The sequence below is a fragment of the Pradoshia sp. genome (assembly GCF_051873915.1).
GTDB lineage: Bacteria > Bacillota > Bacilli > Bacillales > Pradoshiaceae > Pradoshia.
Window position 1 is genome coordinate 77781 of sequence record NZ_JBJEFJ010000156.1, and the last position, 18158, is coordinate 95938.

The 18158-nt window shown below is 40.3% G+C and carries 18 protein-coding genes; 2 read left to right on the forward strand and 16 right to left on the reverse strand.

From position 1 onward, the window contains the following. Nucleotides 1-5 precede the first annotated feature (5 nt). Nucleotides 6-572, forward strand: coding sequence for an NADPH-dependent FMN reductase (locus ACI35L_RS13870; protein WP_439803129.1), 567 nt, complete (start codon nucleotides 6-8; stop codon nucleotides 570-572). A gap of 82 nt (nucleotides 573-654) precedes the next feature. Here ACI35L_RS13870 and ACI35L_RS13875 read toward each other — a convergent pair whose 3' ends face one another. The 16 genes from ACI35L_RS13875 to ACI35L_RS13950 form a co-directional block, all read right to left on the reverse strand. After that, nucleotides 655-1110: a GNAT family N-acetyltransferase gene (locus ACI35L_RS13875; protein WP_049672208.1), complete on the reverse strand. Its 456-nt coding sequence runs from the start codon at nucleotides 1108-1110 to the stop codon at nucleotides 655-657. A 98-nt stretch (nucleotides 1111-1208) separates the two neighbouring features. After that, complete coding sequence (locus ACI35L_RS13880; protein WP_331456718.1) at nucleotides 1209-1997, reverse strand: alpha/beta fold hydrolase; 789 nt, start codon at nucleotides 1995-1997, stop codon at nucleotides 1209-1211. 57 nt (nucleotides 1998-2054) lie between these two features. Continuing rightward, nucleotides 2055-2225, reverse strand: a complete 171-nt coding sequence (locus ACI35L_RS13885; RefSeq protein ID WP_197089954.1) for a hypothetical protein — start codon at nucleotides 2223-2225, stop codon at nucleotides 2055-2057. A 224-nt stretch (nucleotides 2226-2449) separates the two neighbouring features. Next, complete coding sequence (locus ACI35L_RS13890) at nucleotides 2450-3982, reverse strand: glycine betaine uptake BCCT transporter (protein ID WP_049673055.1); 1533 nt, start codon at nucleotides 3980-3982, stop codon at nucleotides 2450-2452. Nucleotides 3983-4154: 172 nt separating this feature from the next. After that, entirely contained in the window at nucleotides 4155-4712 is a 558-nt protein-coding gene (locus ACI35L_RS13895) for a DUF4256 domain-containing protein (protein WP_049672209.1), read from the reverse strand. Nucleotides 4713-5453: 741 nt separating this feature from the next. Continuing rightward, a complete protein-coding gene (locus ACI35L_RS13900) occupies nucleotides 5454-5750 on the reverse strand; it encodes a hypothetical protein (RefSeq protein ID WP_049672211.1) in 297 nt (98 codons plus the stop codon). A 336-nt stretch (nucleotides 5751-6086) separates the two neighbouring features. After that, the gene (locus ACI35L_RS13905; protein WP_156185657.1) at nucleotides 6087-6233 is read right to left on the reverse strand and encodes a hypothetical protein; all 147 of its coding nucleotides are present in this window, start codon (nucleotides 6231-6233) and stop codon (nucleotides 6087-6089) included. 1000 nt (nucleotides 6234-7233) lie between these two features. Beyond that, the gene (locus tag ACI35L_RS13910; RefSeq protein ID WP_049672213.1) at nucleotides 7234-8868 is read right to left on the reverse strand and encodes a putative polysaccharide biosynthesis protein; all 1635 of its coding nucleotides are present in this window, start codon (nucleotides 8866-8868) and stop codon (nucleotides 7234-7236) included. Between the two features lie 259 nt (nucleotides 8869-9127). Continuing rightward, entirely contained in the window at nucleotides 9128-9811 is a 684-nt protein-coding gene (locus ACI35L_RS13915) for a DNA alkylation repair protein (protein WP_049672214.1), read from the reverse strand. 123 nt (nucleotides 9812-9934) lie between these two features. Further along, on the reverse strand, nucleotides 9935-11209 hold the full coding sequence (locus tag ACI35L_RS13920) for a glycoside hydrolase family 3 protein (protein ID WP_439803130.1): 1275 nt from the start codon (nucleotides 11207-11209) through the stop codon (nucleotides 9935-9937). Between the two features lie 35 nt (nucleotides 11210-11244). Continuing rightward, the gene (locus ACI35L_RS13925) at nucleotides 11245-12669 is read right to left on the reverse strand and encodes a TcaA 3rd/4th domain-containing protein (RefSeq protein WP_049672215.1); all 1425 of its coding nucleotides are present in this window, start codon (nucleotides 12667-12669) and stop codon (nucleotides 11245-11247) included. A 386-nt stretch (nucleotides 12670-13055) separates the two neighbouring features. After that, nucleotides 13056-13967, reverse strand: coding sequence for a PTS system mannose/fructose/sorbose family transporter subunit IID (locus ACI35L_RS13930; RefSeq protein WP_439803131.1), 912 nt, complete (start codon nucleotides 13965-13967; stop codon nucleotides 13056-13058). 19 nt (nucleotides 13968-13986) lie between these two features. Further along, nucleotides 13987-14787, reverse strand: coding sequence for a PTS mannose/fructose/sorbose transporter subunit IIC (locus ACI35L_RS13935; protein WP_331456724.1), 801 nt, complete (start codon nucleotides 14785-14787; stop codon nucleotides 13987-13989). A gap of 37 nt (nucleotides 14788-14824) precedes the next feature. Then, a complete protein-coding gene (locus tag ACI35L_RS13940) occupies nucleotides 14825-15796 on the reverse strand; it encodes a mannose/fructose/sorbose PTS transporter subunit IIA (protein ID WP_049672218.1) in 972 nt (323 codons plus the stop codon). Nucleotides 15797-16335: 539 nt separating this feature from the next. Beyond that, nucleotides 16336-16707 carry a DUF956 family protein gene (locus ACI35L_RS13945; protein WP_049672219.1) on the reverse strand — a complete coding sequence of 124 codons (372 nt, stop codon included), beginning with the start codon at nucleotides 16705-16707 and terminating at the stop codon, nucleotides 16336-16338. Nucleotides 16708-16981: 274 nt separating this feature from the next. After that, nucleotides 16982-17140 carry a hypothetical protein gene (locus ACI35L_RS13950; protein ID WP_156185659.1) on the reverse strand — a complete coding sequence of 53 codons (159 nt, stop codon included), beginning with the start codon at nucleotides 17138-17140 and terminating at the stop codon, nucleotides 16982-16984. 441 nt (nucleotides 17141-17581) lie between these two features. Here ACI35L_RS13950 and ACI35L_RS13955 point away from each other — a divergent pair, with 441 nt between their 5' ends. After that, nucleotides 17582-17953, forward strand: coding sequence for a helix-turn-helix domain-containing protein (locus tag ACI35L_RS13955; RefSeq protein WP_049672220.1), 372 nt, complete (start codon nucleotides 17582-17584; stop codon nucleotides 17951-17953). Nucleotides 17954-18158: the final 205 nt, after the last annotated feature.

Consider the following 18158-nt stretch of genomic DNA (forward strand, 5'->3'; position numbering starts at 1 on the left):
TGATCATGAAGGTAGTTGCATTATCCGGTTCTCGAATCGGTTCAAAAACGCTAACAGCATTAAATACGACAGTAGCCTTGTTAAAGAAACAATACCCTGATGTTGATGTAACATTAATTGACTTGGCAGAATACGACATTCAGTTCAGCGACGGCCGGAATTACCTAGATTATGAAGGTGACACAGGCTTTGTCACCAAAACCATTATGGACGCAGATGCACTCATTATTGGCACACCAATCTTTCAGGCATCTTTACCTGCCACACTCAAAAACATCTTTGACTTGCTGCCCGTTCAAGCTTTTCGGGATAAAGTAGTCAGCATGATTGTGACTGCTGGCTCACCAAAGCATTATCTTGTTGCAGAACAGCAGCTAAAACCAATCCTCGCTTATATGAAAGCGCAAATGGTGCAGACATATGTGTTCATAGAAGAGAAGGACTTTTATCAAAAGGAAATAACCAATGACGATGTGTTATTTCGGATAAAACGATTAGTGGAAGATACGATTATCCTGACAAAAACCTTCACAAAGATTCGTGAGGAACAAGAATCTCAATACGATTTTTGACCAAATTCGTGCGGCTTTATGAAAAAAGGGGCGCTCTGTTAAATAGGTCTTGCTGACAGAGTGCCCCCCTTCTTTATCCTGCTTATAGTTGTGCTATCATTCGAATTTCCCTGTACGTCCTGCCACCTGATTCGTATTCGAACACTTCCTGCTTCTCGAAGCCGCCTTTCTCATACAAGGCAATCGCAACAGAATTGTCCACCTCTGCACTCGTATAGAGCGGCAGGCGGCCATGCTTATGGATGAAGAAATCGATGAAAGCCTTCAAAGCCGCCTTCCCAATCCCTTTGCTCTGATATTCCTCACCAACCATGAAACGGCTCATGGACCAGCCATTTAACTCATAATCAAAATCATACAAAATAAACCCGACCATTTTCCCTTCCTCATAAATACCTAATGGATAGAAATCCGGTTCATACGCTGCCTGGACGAGGGAAAATAAATTAGGCGCGACAAAGTTCTTTTGCGCCTCGGCTACTTTTAGATCTATACACTCATGATAATTGGTTCGGTCGATTGGCTTGAATTCAATCATTTTGCTGCCCCCTACTTGTTAATTCCTCTATTGATTACCTAAACAATACGGTGTTGAACGAAAATATTCGACCATTTTTGCGAACTTATCCTTTTCCTCTAAATAAGGCATATGATTGCTTTCTTCAAATACAAATAGTTTAGCATTTCTAATGCCTTCATATATTTCTTTCGAAAATACAAAGGGACACTGCGCATCATGCCTTCCGCCATACACGATGGTTGGTGTAACAATATTCGAGAGTTCCCCAAGCAAATCAAAATACGGCAATTCCCGAAAAGAGAAATACTCCAATCTTTTTTGCACAACCTTGCCGCTTGATGGCTTGCTGAAATATTCATCCCGCTTCGATGGATCATAAAGAGACATATCGCTCCAATCCCACTGGCGGCCCTTTTCTCCTCTATCGCAGCATCTGGAGATTTCAATATTGTAAAAATCTCTATCAATCTTTTATTTAGCGGACTGCTTGGACAATACATGCTTCCTCCATGCTCCATATATCCTCTTCTGGCTGCTGCCCCCCCTGTCATCAGCTTAGAAAGAGAACCCGGAAAAAGCATGGCATAAACCAAACCGAGCATACCGCCGGTCGAATGTCCGGCAAATGCCCATTGCTTCAATCCAACCGCTTCCCTGATTGCCTCTAAATCGTTGGCGGCCTCAGACATGCTTAATTCGGCATTATGATTGACCTTACATGAATGGCCTGCTTCCTTTAAATTAACCAAATATACCTTGAAGTTCCCTGCAAAGGCATCCGCAAAATAATAGCCGCGTTCATTGAATTCACTATATAAATGCGTGACACATAGAGGTTCTCCCTTCCCGCATGTAAATAGTTCAAAGCGCCCTCTTGGCGTTTCAATATATTTTTGCTCCCACATATCTAACAGTCCTTTAAAAGAAATTCTTAAATATCTCTCTCATTCTCTCCTCTATTCCTACCCCCTATTATTCCGCTCATTCTGAAGATAAAGCTTCACAAGAATCTTATGAATATTATTCAAGCTTAAAAGTATGAATCCCAGCATGATAAAGGTTACAATCTCACCGGTCACAATCGATACGACTCCCAATACGATGGCGTACAATATGTATAAAGCATTGTTCATTTTCCACATATCCCTTCAACTGTCCTTTTCAACTAGATTACTAGCTTAAATCAATGGATTTATATTAATCTCTCCCTTAAATAACTCACCATTTCCTACAGAAAATCTATGAATTCCATGTATTCTCCTTCTTTACTATATTCGACATAGTTTAACTTTCTTCCTCTGTACCTTTCCGAAAGAAAGAATCATAAAGGAACGGCCAACGCAAAAAAAGAGGGGCATCAAGCCCGCTCCTCTTTTGTGCCTTCCTCCGGCCGCTTCGGTTTAAAGTATAAGCCAAGCTCCTTTTTCTCCTGGGACAGCGATCGGTAGAGTGATATCATCATTAACACAATAATGAGCGAAAACGGGAAAGCAGCTGCAATTAAGGAATTTTGCAGGGCCTGCAATCCACCGCTATATAAGAGAATCAAGGCGATGGCAGATTGAGCGATGCCCCAAACTACTTTCACCGTATTTGCCGGTGTGAGTGAACCATAGGTCGTCTGCATACCCAATACAAAGGTGGCAGAATCCGCAGATGTGATGAAAAAGGTCGACACAAGGATAATCACAATGATAGAGAGAATTGTCGACCATGGAAATTCACTTAACACCGCAAACAAGACCTCTTCTGTGGCAAAGTTGGTTAAATCGACATTCCCCGCATTTTGTACCTCAATAGCTGAGGTGCCAAAAACAGAGAACCATAAGAAGCTGACTAAAGCCGGCAGCAATAAGACCCCAATCATGAATTGACGGATGGTTCGGCCCTTAGATACGCGTGCGATGAATATCCCAACGAAGGGTGACCATGAAATCCACCATGCCCAATAGAAAATTGTCCATCCATTAATCCATGAGCGGTGCTCCTCATTAAGAGGGGCAATCCGGAAGCTCATTTGAACGATATTCTGGATATATCCTCCGAGTGTATCCGTAAACATATTTAAGGTGAGAATAGCTGGTCCAACAATGAACATTAATAGAAAGAGCAGGCTGGCTAATACCATATTCGCATTGCTCAAATATTTGATGCCCTTCCCTAATCCAGACCAAGCCGAGAGGATAAACAGCACCGTTACGATAGCAATAATGATGGCTTGAACGCCAAAGCTATTCGGAATGCCAAACATGAAAGATAACCCGCCGTTTATTTGTGCCGCTCCGAAGCCTAAAGTGGTCGCCACTCCGATGACTGTCGCAAAAACAGCCAATACATCTACGATGGTTCCTAGAGGGCCATCCATCCTTTTACCTAGCACAGGTTTTAAAGTCGCCGATATCAAGCCAGGCTCATTTTTCCGAAATTGAAAATACGCCAGGGCAAGCGCTACGATTGCATAGATTCCCCATGCATGGATTCCCCAGTGGAAGAATGTATAGCGCATCGCTTCCTTATGCGCTTCAGGAGTTCCCCCATCCGCAAGCGGCGGAGTCATGAAATGGGAGAGCGGCTCAGCTGCCCCCCAAAACACAAGGCCAATCCCCATGCCGGCACTAAAGAGCATGGCAAACCAGGAGGCATTTGAAAACTCCGGTCTATCATCTGCCTTGCCAAGCCGAATCGTCCCAACAGGACTAAAAATGAGAAACACGCAAAAAATGACGATAATCGTCACTAAAATTAAATAATACCAACCGAATGACGTGGTGAGAAAAGATTGCAGATTTGCCGTAGCTTCCTCAAAGCTTGCTGGTGCCGCAACCCCAAACACCACAGCCGCTAACACAATCGCAACAGTAATCCAAAATACGTTCGATACTTTCTTCATCATATGTTCCTTTCTATCAAAAACTAATAAACCCCTTTTATTCCATCAGCAGGAAAAAGCTCATATGCTATCCCTACCCAATATTTTGTAAATAGTAACCTTTTCATCAGATTCCATCCTATTTGGAACAAAAAAAGACCCTGATTTCCAAAGTGAAATCAGGGTTAGTTGATCAGACCCGCAGCAAGCCGCGAAAGCCTCTGGCAGCATAATATGAATCTGCGCCATTATGATACATAAACACCATGTCATAGCGCCGGTCACAAAAAATGGCTCCGCCAAGAGTACGAATCGCAGCAGGCGTTTGCACCCAGCTGGAGGTCTTTAGATCAAATTCACCAAACTTCTGCAGATTCCGGTACTGTTCCTCCGTTAAAATCTCAATCCCCATATCGGCAGCCATATCCATCGCACTCGTTTTCGGTTTATTCTTCTTCCTTGCCTCCAGTGCTTCGCGGTCATAGCACACGCTTCTCCGTCCTTTAGGACTTTCCGCTGAACAATCATAAAAGACATACTCGCCTGCTAGATGACCTTCCTCCACTACATCCGGCTCTCCGCCAGTCTCTTCCATTTGATATAGAGACCACAGCTTTTCGGGATTGGCCTCCAATTTCTCCTGAATCTGTGTCCATTCAATATTTGGATGGCGCTGTCTATTTTTCTCAAAACGGTCTTGCAGGGTGGTGAGCAGGGTTTGCTCTTGTTCTGGTGATAGGGTTCTCATCATTACCCCTCCAATTCATTATTCATTCACAAAATAATTATGAAGATCCATCGATTTATTGAAGAGACCAAATGTCTACATTCAAGCTTTTACAAAACCTGCATACCTTAATGAACTTCTACATTGGAACAAAACACGATATTCATTTCTTTCGCTAATCCGCTTTTTTGTTAAGGAATGCTTAGGCCTTATTACTAATCTTTCTGTTTCTATCATACAGTCAAACACTTTTTTTACTTCTAACAATGTGATATCTTCCTTTCAAAATCTTGTTTTGAGAACGATTGATTACATTAACCTAAGTAATCAATATTGCGGAATTTTTATCGTTTACTCTTCATGTTAGGTAACAATCCCGCCCCGTGGCGGATGAACGCCCTCTAATACAGCACATAGGTAATCCTTTGTACTATTACTAGGACAACTTTATATTTCTCAAATAGACTAATGCAGAGAGTATACTAATAATCAAATAGTATATGCCTACTATCGAGAATGCCTCAGTCGCTACTACTCCAATGTCTTTATCTAGAATAAATGCTCTCCATAAGAAAGAGCTAATAATGAGCAGTATAGGATATGCTACAAAGAAACCTGCAAAGTAAAGTTTAGTTTTCTTACTATCGTTCATATATCCCCCTTACAGAAAAAACATTATCCATATTATACCACATTGAATTTTCAGCTGACCTGTCCTTCGCATTATCAGGAGGTCAACAATAAAAGACATTAATCCTTCTCGGATTAATGTCCCCTATAGCTAGATTTTTTTATACGTGGCAATTTACCTGCCGGCTGCTTTTTTATCCAATTTAGATATTTTTTCATTTCAGGGTCATCCTGTAATCTTTCAATTGTATTAAGCCTTATAGCCAATTCCGAATTTGAATAAAGGGCGTGAAGCTGTTTATGGCAAGGAATACACAGTTGTGATGTATCTTCAGGGCCTCCCCCAAATTCTCTCGGAGTTAAATGGTGAATGGTACGCTCCACATCATCCCTTAAACAAAGTTCACACCTGCCTCTCCCTGCTTTAGTCATTGCGATATCTTCCTTTCTCCTGTCTGATTAACCTTCGTGATACCAGTAATCTTAAATCGGCTTTACTTTGCAACTCTTCCTGACTATTTTACCAATTTAGATTAAAACGATTCCCTTATGCTCCATCAAATGGACCTTCTTCCTCTTTATATAGAGAGGATTGATTCTAATACTGAAAATTCAACCTGGAAAATGATCATTCAAAAAAGAAAGAGATTTCAACGATGGCTCTTCTAATACGAAAGGATTCGCTTTGATGTGCCTTACTAATGTATACTCTGAATCATTATCTTCTTATTAAGACCCGGCATCACCGCTGGAACTCTAACAGCTAAGCTACTTATTAATCAAAATGACAAACACTAGCACAACCATTAGTGATGCAATAATGACGGTCAGCCATCCAATCTTCACCTTTTTTAATAAACGATCCACAATAAAGAATAAGATAGCAGAAACAAGACCTGGAAAAAGGAACAGCACTCCTCCACAGCAATGAATTATGAAAGAAATGATTTCGCGAATATATGCTCTTTTAGAAGGTTTCCTACTAAACCAATCACTAAAGATAGAAACAATAACTCCGTAGGTAATAGCAAACATTAAGTTCAAATAATACAAATTGAAAAAAAGATCCCCTTCAAGCCAATCAGGTGTTGAAAGAATCAGTGTAAATAGTAAACTACTTAGAATAGCCGTTAATAGTTTTCTTTTTAAAATAATAACAGCCTCCCTCTCCCTGCTATTGAGTGCTCATGCAAAGCGCTTTCTATCATAAATATTCGATAATTGATGGTCTATGCTACTTCATTAAGCTTCCTTACTCCAGGAGGACGCTCAACATAAAAGGACATTCATCCTTTTTGAATGAATGCCTCCTACTGTATACCTTCTAATAAAATAAAATTTATTCGTCAAAGTATGATGGGAGCTGTATGCCAATATCAAATAATAAACTATATACGATATAAAGAAATAAAGCCCAGTAACAAATATTCATAAATACCGTCCAGCTCCTATTTTCCTCATTCTCTATTCGACCTTTGTTTTTCCTTTTTCTATATAGACCTTGCACTTTCCTTAACTTTTGATTTTTATCTTGCTTGTTAGGGTACATCGATATCACTCCTGCTCCCTGTGTGATGATTCATCTCCTTTGACGAACATTAACATTGCTTCTTTTTGAGTTATTCTTCTATATGCTTAAATCCTTCTTCCGCTGCCAGCCATGCTTTTAGCATTAGAAGCTTTTCATGTTCAAGAAAACGGAAAATCGGAGGTAAAAACAATACTATAAGGGCAATTCATATCAGCAGTCTTGTGATTGTTTCAGAAAACGTACCTTTACCTTTATACCATCCATTGAATTGCAGTTTATTTTTATAGAGACGTTCATTACAATCACTCTCCAAGATTTACTTCCCCGTACATTTCAACAAACCACCCTCATTCGTTGAATAACGAAAGCGTTGCCGTCATTTGTTTACACCGATAAAAATCTGCGTTTCAATAATTGAAGCCTCCTCATAATCCCTTGCAACTTCCCGTCAAAAATGGTCGTTAAGAGACCTGTCCGATAGGTTAAATACCCATAAATACCCACACCTGCCAATGTGCAAAGCAGCACTATGATGATGGATCCAAAACTGTCTTGCGAATGAATTACTGTGCCTAAGATGCTTTTAAGGGCTAGGACAATTCCGCACATGATGCCAGAAAGCAGGAATATAGATAAGATTCGCTTCATTAGCAGGAGATAGCGATAGCCGGTGAAATAATGAATGCAATAGAGGTTCATCAGGCAGGTCACCAAATAACCGAGGGTCGTGGCATAGACCGCTCCCTTCGTCTCAAACAGCTGGATGAGCGGGATATTAAAGGCTAGCTTACATAAGAAGCCTGTCAATAGACTCAGCACGGTATACTTTTGATAATTTGTTCCTTGCAGTACGGCAGCGGTCACTGAGAACAAGGCGAATAAGATAGCAGCCGGTGCATAGATGGCCAGTATCTCTCCTCCAAGCTCATTGAAGGTATAAAAGGCTGTATAAAGCGGACTTGCCAACACGGACATTCCCATCACTGCAGGAATCATGAAGAAGAACAACACTTGGAATGACTGGGTCAATTGATTTTGGAAGACACTTGAATTCCTCGTCATATAGGCGCTCGTTATAGCTGGAATCAAGGCAATCGACAGCGAGGTGGCCATTGTGTTCGGAATCAGAACAAGCTTCTGCGTATTGAAATTTAAGATTCCAAAGGCCGACTTGATGATATTTTGATCATAACCAATGGATATCATTGCCCTCGTAAACGTTAGATTATCAACCAGCTGGAACATGGACATCGAGATTCCTACCATTACGAAGGGGAAGGAGCTTAATAGGATTTCCTTGAATAACTGTATGGTACGAATCTGATGCTCTCCCCGATCTTTTTCCAACCGTTCTTTACGGAGCTTCGCATCCCTTCTCCAATACCACCATAGTATCAACGATCCGCCGACAGCCCCAGCTGCTGCAGCAAAGGTAGCGGCACTGACTGCTGTTACGATGCTCCCGTTCAGTACTTTGATAACCACATAAGCGCCTGCCAGCAAGAAGCCGATTCGAACAATTTGCTCGATGACCTGTGAAATAGCCGTTGGTTTCATATCAGAATGTCCTTGGAAATATCCCCTGAAAATGCTCATACACGGAATGATTAGGAGTGCAAAGCTGACCGCCCTCATGACGGTTGTGATATCTTCTTCAGCATAGCCTTTTCCACCATAGCTGCCGACACTGGCCAGGACTGGTGCCAAAGTATACATGGCTGCAAAAGCGAGGAAACCCGTAACCAGCATTAATTTCACACTGACCTTGAACAATTGATGGCTAACTGCATACGCTTCCAATGAATTGTATTTAGCTATACTCTTAGACAAAGCCATCGGGATGCCGGCAGTTGAAATGCTGATAAAGATTGAATAAGGAACATACGAAAAGGTATACAACCCCGTCCCAGCCTCCCCAATCAGCCTCCCAAACGGAATTACATACAAAAGCCCAAGGATCTTTGACAGCACCGAACCAACCGTTAAGATGAAAGCTCCCTGAATGAGCTTATTAGACATAGAACCCAACTCTTTCCTTGTTATATGATTACTAATACACAATACCATATTTTAGGCAAACAGGTTCTGAAGATTATGACGTTTCTCCGGAAACACCTAAACAGAGTAATCTTTTATCATTATTTTTAGATGGGCCAAGCTTACTCGTAAGGCTACTACTTTTTCAAGCGGTCTCCTCCTTTATCTCTTTTTTGGCTTAATCAGTCAGGAGAAAAAAGGCCTTTCAACCAGCTAACGAGCCGGTGAAAGACCTTCACGATTAAATATATTTACTGCCTTCCCTAACACTCAAGGGAGCCATTTGATCCTTATGCGTCTCCATAAATCCTCTGACCCAATCGGGATTGACCTTCGAGTACTCCCTCAGACTCCACCCAATCGCCTTATTGATAAAAAATTCTTTCTGTCCGAGATTGTTTAGGATGATTGTCTCTAACAACTGAACATTCGTGTTCTCTTTCCTTCCATTCTGATGGTCAATCGCAATCCTCCTTAGCCATATATCTTCATCTGTCGACCACCGCAGCATCAAATCATCAATCTCTTCACAAGGAAAATCAATATTGCCAATAAGCTTATCGAGCCCATCAATGGTATCCCACCATTGCTTCTCCTTCGCATAAGCAATCAAAGAGTTAAGATCACTGATGTGAATATATTTTGCGAGCGCATGTAAGTAATCAAGGACAAAGTATTGCATTTCTCTGTGATTATCTGCATAACACCTATTTAAGAAGGACCAATCAATTTCTTTCTTCGCTTTTTCCTGTTTAATGATTTCCTTTGTCATTTCCTTTCTCTTCACCGCACCGATTCCATAGAAGGAGAAGTGATTTTTCATATAGGCGGCCATGGATTCGGCTTTTGCCTCATCTTTATGCAACTCAAAAATCTGCCGCAAATGTTCGTATTTTTCATGAGAGCGTCCATTTTCTTGATCCATGTGAAATCCCTCCAATTCACCATCTTTATAAAGAACCTATTAATGTAAGTATAACAGGCTTCATCCCCGTTCATACGAAAGGGAAAACACATACGAGATGCGTCTTCCCTGCTTAAAAACCGTTTATTTATCACCGACTATTTTAGCAGCCTCTTCTTCATCTGCCTCAATCGTGGTAATATGCTGATATTTATATGACAGAATACGTTCAACCGCCTCATCAACTCTTGATATCGGTATTTCTCCAGATTGAACACCCTCTAAGATACCGTTGAACACTTGCTTTTGGCTCTCTTCTGTATGGCACACGAGCAACATATCCGCTCCCGCCGAGACTGCCTGGCAGCCTAGATCCTCATAGGTAAAGTATTTATTGACTGCCCCCATTTCCAAGTCATCGGTTACAACAATCCCCGTATAGCCTAATTGGTCACGAAGCAAATCCTGCATAATAACAGGGGAAATGCTGGCTGGGTGTTCTTTATCATAGGCTGGGTATTTGATATGCGTTACCATCACGAAGAAATCATCATGATTCAGTTCTTGAATCACCTTTTTAAATGGATAGATATCGTTATTCTCCAAATCCAATTGGTCAGCATCGACGGCAGATGTATCCTCATGCGGATCGACATTACTGCGTCCATTACCCGGAAAATGTTTTACCGTAGCGGTTACGCCGCCCGCGACTAAACCGGATATCACCTCACTGCCATACTCCCCGGTCAGAAGCGGATCTGTTCCAAATGAACGGCTGTCCGTATCAGACAAATCAAGGACTGGCGCAAAATTAATCGTAAATCCCATTGCTGCCAGCTGTTGGCCTGTCCTGACGGCGAGCTTGCTGATGGCCTTTTTATCGCCTTTCTCTCCAAGTGCCTGCTGGGAAGGCAGTGAGGAGAAATATTCCTTCATTCTTATAATTGCCCCGCCCTCTTGGTCCACACTAAAGGTTAAAGGAATTTGAAGAGAGGATGAATAGGCTATCTTCTGTAATTGATTGGTCAATTTGGCCACTTGAGATGGGTTCTCCATATTGCGATCAAACAAGATTACACCGCCTGCATGGTAATCACGAATCATCCGTTCAATATGCTCATCTGATTCAGTGGATTGAAAGCCGACCACCAGCATCTGACCAATTTTTTCTTCAAGGGTCATCGATTCCAGCACACGCCTCACCTTCTCTTCAACAGAATCAGCATCCTGATAGTAGGTGACCGGTTCAATTTTTGTACTACTGTTTTGATGATCAGCGTTTAAATGGACTCCCTCTTTAGAGGAGTGATGATTAGATTCAGCCCTATGCGCTGAGTGTGTATCCTCCTTCGCAAAATCCTTATAATAGGTAAAGAGGCCGCCCGCTGCTAAAACAACTCCTACACCAATAAACAACAAGATAGACAGCAGCCATTTTTTTCTCCTGCCATGCCTCATGATTCTGTCTTGGAACTTATCTTAGTTAATTTAGCTTTATCAAGATACCAGCTTCCATTTTCCTTAACTAAGTGCCAATCCCCCTCCCATTGCTGAACTAATGTGGTATTGCCTTTATGATCATCATAAGAAGTCATGACAATATGAGCTTTAGCCTTTGAACCATTAATCTCCTTAACACTAACAGAATTGACGACATCAGATTGATTATTCTCCAATCCTTTTGACCAGTCACTTAAGGATAGACTGCTTCTTTTCTCTGAAGAGAATAAATTATAGGCTGCTTCGAAATGATTATCTGTAATATGTTGATAATGGGTGTATATCACTTCTTGTATAAGCCTTTCATCAATGCTGTCTTCATCCTCCTCGGAAGAAACCTCCGTATCATATGTATCCACATCATCAAAAAGGAAGTCTGCACTATACATTCCCTCTTTAACGGTCACCGTATCTGATTTTAATGTTTCTTTTCCAATCTTCCATTCAGCATGCAGTTTGACAGATCCATCCATCGGCAGCGGGCCAATTTCATCTATCTCCTTCAATTTCTTTTTCGTACTTTTCCCATTCACAAACAATACGGCCTCGTCTTCATTTGTATAAATGCTCAAGAAATAATCATCCCAAGAAAACTGGCTGGATGCCGTGCGGTCCTCGAGTGAAGAAACATCAAATTTGTCACTTTGTGTGACCTTCCCATAACCCCCTTCTGCCACAGCCTTAATGGTATGCTCTCCAGGAAGATACGGGCCAAACAATTCTTCCGCCTCATCACTGACTGTACCGGCCTTTTGACCATCTATTTGTATCTCTGTTTTGTTATAGTCGGAGGTAATATTCACATAACATGGCTGTACCTCAATCACATAATGATCAAAGATTCCCCATTTTTTCCCGCCCAGCTTTACATTAGCCAGATTATTCATGTCAACTCCAGCCTCATAAGAATGGAAATCTTCCTTATAATAATTAGCCTCGGTTTCTAAATCCTCATATAATTCCGAATAAATTTTAGGATTATCATTAAGATAGGTAATGAACGCCTCAGTTTGTTCTGCAGTTGCTTTCATTTCCCTTTGTCCATCATTAATATAAGCTCGTACCTTATTCGTTTGTTTGCCTTCAACAGCTGCGGCAAAACCTTCTACCACTTTATCTGGAGATAAATATATGTTTTTAAGATAATAATAACCACCGCCTAAAAGAAGAAGAGCCAAAAGAGCGATAATGGTTATGATTGGTTTTTTCCTTCTCTTTGCCGACCCTTCATTTAATGGCTTTGATTCATGACTTCCATCAGTCTCTTTCTTCCCAGAGCGTGATTTGGATTCAGTCTGTTCACCAATCGGCCTTCCACATTTTGCACAGAATTTGGCACCCTCCTTGAGCTTGTTTCCACAGTTCTTGCAGTAATTCATCGTTAACACTTCCTTGCTGTATAAGATCTGGTAGTTTAAATTATACAGGTTAAATTCCAAATATTAAATTATTTTAGTATAATTTAATTTATTCATCTATTTACTTCTCCCTTCTTTTTTCACTCGGGTACTTTAAAAATAGGCTAGGAAAAATGAAACAAAACGGATTTCGACTGAACGAAATCCGTATCAGATTAAACAATGCCATTTTGTCATTTATTACTTTTCCCCATTCCTTACAGCCATCTGTAGCTTCTATTATCAGCACTATCTGTTACCCAAACGCATAAAAAAAAGCACCTCCCAAAATTCTCATTTCAGGAGGTGCTTTTCTATTTGTTTTCTACAGTTATAATTCCAATAAAAGCTGTAAAAAATCTTATTTATTACATGATGTTCAATACATGGAATACAACACCGACTACGAACAATCCAAGAATCATCACAATTGGAGATACTTTTTTGTTAAGCAGCCACATGCAAAGAAGTGTCAATAACAATGCAGATAAGCCAGGAATTAAGCTATCTAAGTTATCTTGTAAAGTCGTTACTTTCACATCACTTAATGAAAGACCAGATGCTTGTTGCTCAAGCGCCGTTTTGATGCCTTCTGATCCAGCAGGGAGTTTATCCCAATCGATATAGGCACCTTCATCCAGTTGAACGGAAGAAACAATTGGTGTGAATGTGATGGATACCCATCTGTTAACTAACGCACCAAGTATGAACATACCGAGTATCGAAGCACCTTTTGTGATATCACGAAGCAATCCGCCAGACAAATCGTCTGTGATTTTGGAACCAGCTTTGTAGCCAAATTCCTGTGTATACCACATGAAGCCCATACGGATAAGATTCCATAATACGAAGTAAAGAATTGGTCCAAGAATATTACCAGTCATTGCAAGGGAAGCAGCTAACGCACCAAGGATTGGCTTAACTGTGAACCAGAATACTGGGTCACCGATACCGGCTAGAGGTCCCATCATACCGACCTTAACCCCTTGGATTGCTACATCATCAACCGGCGCACCGTTTGCACGCTCTTCTTCAAGCGCCAAAGTAACACCGAGAATTGGTGAAGCTACATATGGGTGAGTATTAAAGAACTCTAAGTGACGTTTTAGTGCTGCAGAACGATCTTCTTTTGTTTTATATAATCTTTTGATAGCTGGGATCATGGCAAATGTCCAACCGCCATTTTGCATACGTTCATAGTTCCAAGAACCTTGAATGAACGTTGAACGCCACCAAACAGAAATACGATCTCGTTTTGATAATGTCAATTTTTCTTCCATTTTTCTGTCCTCCTCCTTCTTAGTAATCATCAATAATGGCGCCTAATGGATCTCCGGTATTACCGCCTCCGCCATTACCTGAACCGCCTTGTTTGGAAAGAGCTAAATAGATGAGTGCAAGAGCGACACCGATAGCACCCAATCCGATAAGTGTGATTTGTGAAACAGTCGCTAATACGAAACCAATTGCAAAGAATGGCCATACTTCTTTCGTTGCCATCATGTTAATAACCATCGCATAACCAACGGCTACAACCATGCCACCGCCGATTGCCAAACCATCTGTCAACCATGCAGGCATAGATTCAAGCATGCTTCTAACTGGAGCCGCACCAACTGCTAGGATCAATGCAGCTGGGATTGCAATACGCAAACCTTGCAAGCAGATCGCAGCGACGTGCCAAAATTCAACTACTTTAATGTTACCTTCTTGAGCTGCAGCATCCATAAAGTGTACAAATGCTGTCGCAATAGTACGAACGATAATTGTTAATAGCAAACCTGCAACTGCAAGTGGTACAGCAATCGCGATTGCAGAAGAAATACCGGCTTGACCTTGTCCGCTTAAAACAAGAATAATAGCAGATGCAACTGATGCCAACGCAGCATCTGGTGCTACGGCAGCTCCGATATTTGCCCAACCTAAAGCGATCATTTGAAGTGTACCGCCTAAGATAAGACAAGGAATGAGTTCTCCTGTAACCAAGCCGATTAGCGTACATGCAATGATTGGCTGATGGAAATGGAATTCATCGAGAATACCTTCAACACCAGCTAAAAATGCTACGAAAACGACTAATATTATTTGAATAATAGTCAAATCCATGATGATTTCATCCTCCCTTATTTACTGCTGATTAGTGTTGTTTATTCAACTCTTCTTGAGCCTTCTTGATAATTTCGTCCATATTTCCTTTTGAATCATTCGGAACTTTACGGACATCGAATTTCAAACCGCGATCTTTTAATTTCTTAAAAGTATCAATATCATCTTGACTGAATGCCAAAACTTTATTTGGTTGAACTTTACCAGGTGAGTGTGCCATTGAGCCGACATTGATTGTATCTAAAGGTACGCCGCCTTCAACAGCTCTAAGTGCATCCTGCGGGTTTTCGAATAGAAGAAGTGCTCGCTGACCGCCGAAGTGTTGATCGTCTTTTGCAAGCTCAATCATTTTATTGACAGGGACAACGTGTGCCTTAACACCAGGTGGTGCAGCTTGTTGGATTAATTTCTTACGAAGGTCATCCTTAGCAACTGTATCAGATACAACGATGATACGTGTAGGCTGTGTAGCCTTTGTCCAGCCAGTTGCGACTTGGCCGTGAAGTAAACGAGAGTCAATACGTGCTAACACATATTCGAATTTACCAGGTGCTCCTGTTGAAACTGCTTGCTGCGCTGCAGGAGCTGCTGCTTCTTCTGGTTCTAAAGCTTCAGGTCTAACTTTAACCCCTTCTTTAGCAGAACCGAGAATATGCGCGGCAATTTCATGCGCAGTGTTCATTGAGAAACGAGATGCAAATGCTTCAATCAACATTGGCAAGTTCATGCCGGCAACAATTGCCCATTTGTCTTTGTGATCTTCAAACAAGCTGTTGGCTTGGTTGAAAGGAGTACCACCCCAAAGATCGACTAAGAATAATACTTCTTCTTGGTTATCGAAAGATGCGATTGCTTCTTTCATTTTTGCCTTTACGTCATCTGGTCCTTCGCTAGGCATCAATGTAACAGCTTTTACATTTTCTTGTGCTCCAAAGATCATCTCTCCAGATTGCAAGATACCGCTAGCGAATTCGCCATGACTAGCAATGATAATCCCTACCATCTTTCTACCTCCTATATAATTATTTTGCGAAACACACCTAATTATTCCATATGGTGTGCTTTTCAACCATCTTAAGACATTACACTTTTCGAACAAAAAAGCATGAAAAAAGTTAAATAAATGAAGTTGTAGGTATATACTCCCCCATTTTTTCTTCATCTATCACATCTTTTTATTCATGCCTGATCGAGTCAGTAACACTTAAAAATCGTAATGATGGTTAGTAAAGAATTATTTTTCAAAAACTTCATAGTGATTATACCATTCTGAATAATGCGCTTTCAAGTACAATTTTATTATACATTTTACACTTTTTCCCACCGGTTGACTATTCAATATTACCAAGGTTTCTACAGGGTTTTCTATGGTGTTTTTCACGATGAATTTTTTGACGTTTTATACATTGAGCAATATGAATTTGCATAAACATTGTATAATAAACAAAAAGAAAACGCTATCATTATATAGTTTTTTCCATAATTTTTCTATTAACAAAAAAATAAAAGACAAGTGCTCAACTTGTCTTTTAGGTTAGCCTATCATTTTTTAAACACACTACTTATAGCCCGCTTGACAACATCAAAGAAACTCAACGATCGAATCAAACGATTTTCATCCACATATTCACGAACGGCCCGCAGGACTTTTTTTGCATCTTTAGAAGAGAATGTATAGGTTCCATTCCGTTTTGTCTGAATGGCATAACGTGGGATCCACTTCCCTTTAAACATGATAGAAGCAATCACATAATCCACTTCTTCCCAAGGAATTTGAATATATTTACGAGCATCCCGTTCATTATAGAATTCAAATCCTTTGTCTCCAATCATAATCTTACCATATTCAGGAAGACCCAAATGCGAGGTTGCACCAATAACTAAATCGACTTTCGTATTGAGTGATTGAACCATTTTATATACTCCATTTCTCTCTGTTAATATTCATTATTATACGCATATTTTTTTCTTAAGCAAAAACCTTTTTTACAATCGGACTAGGTCATAGTACGATCTATAGGAGCAAAATTCCCACGGCAGAAATCTACCTGAGACATGGATTCTAGACGTTCTCTGTATTACAGCGCTGTCGATTATGCAAAGATTTTCCACGGTCCTTTTTCATTAAATGGACAAGTTTGCTTAAACGAATATTTACCGAGAGAGAAGAAGTAGCTGTATCTACGTTTTAGTCTTTCTTAAACAACTGATTTTCTAGTTCACTTAATAATTCGGCCCCAAAAACAGTTAATATTGCTGCCCTTTTTGGATCTCTTCCGTCAGTCTCCATAAAAATTTTCTTAGCCAGTACTTTGGTGTAAAGGTCTCCAAATTCTTTTTTCGTCATGATCTAACCCCCCGTTTTAATTCACTCTGAAGCGCTAGCCGCGCTTTATCCTTCATTATCTGTGCACATCATTCACTGTACCCTTTGTAGATTGACATAACTATTTCTGAATAATATTAACCTTGCAATTCACCTACCCGAAAATTCCAACAATTAATGAAATGGCAGATCAAATAAATAAGTATGGGATATCACGATTATGTACGCTCTATCAACAATCTCTATTTGCTATTATCCATTTCGTAATCATTTTCATCAAAATATTTCAATTTGTGACCTCGCTCGCAATTAAATTATATTTACATAATTTATCTACGTCAATTAAAATATTTCAAATTGTAGAACATTTTTCCCATGCAAGAGAATATGTCCGTTTTTGTGATTGCATTGATCTCATATAGTATCATTAGAGAAAGAATAGTTACGTGGAGGAAAATGATTATGGCAGAAAACAATATTTACGAAGAATTCGGACTTCGTATCAAAGAATTACGAAAATCTCGCAAACTTACACAAGCAGAGTTATCTCAACTATTCGGGCTCAGTAAAACAGCTATCGTCAATTATGAAAATGGTTCTCGTAAAGTTCCTCTTGAATTAATTGTTAAATTTGCAGAGTTCTTCGAGGTCAGTATAGACGATTTGACAGGCATGGTAACCGACAGAACAGTGCTCGTCTCAGCTGATGAGCGAACGATAAGAGTGGCCAAACGCTGGCATAAAGAGTTTGGAAGTGATGCGCTCACAGAAGAAGAAGCCGAACAGCTTATTACCTATGCAAAATTCTTAATATATATGAGAACGGAAAAATGAATGCTTCAAACACATAATCAACGGCTAAGAGCAATGAAGCTTAATCTAATAAAGCCCATACGAGTTAGGAGAATGACTCTCCTAACTCGTATGGGCGTTGCATAGAAATAAAACAAGAAATCAGAAATGTTTATTTAGGGATTACGTCCGCTGTGTAACCAAAATAAAGTTTTCCGAAAACACACCCCTCCAACCCGCATTCCTA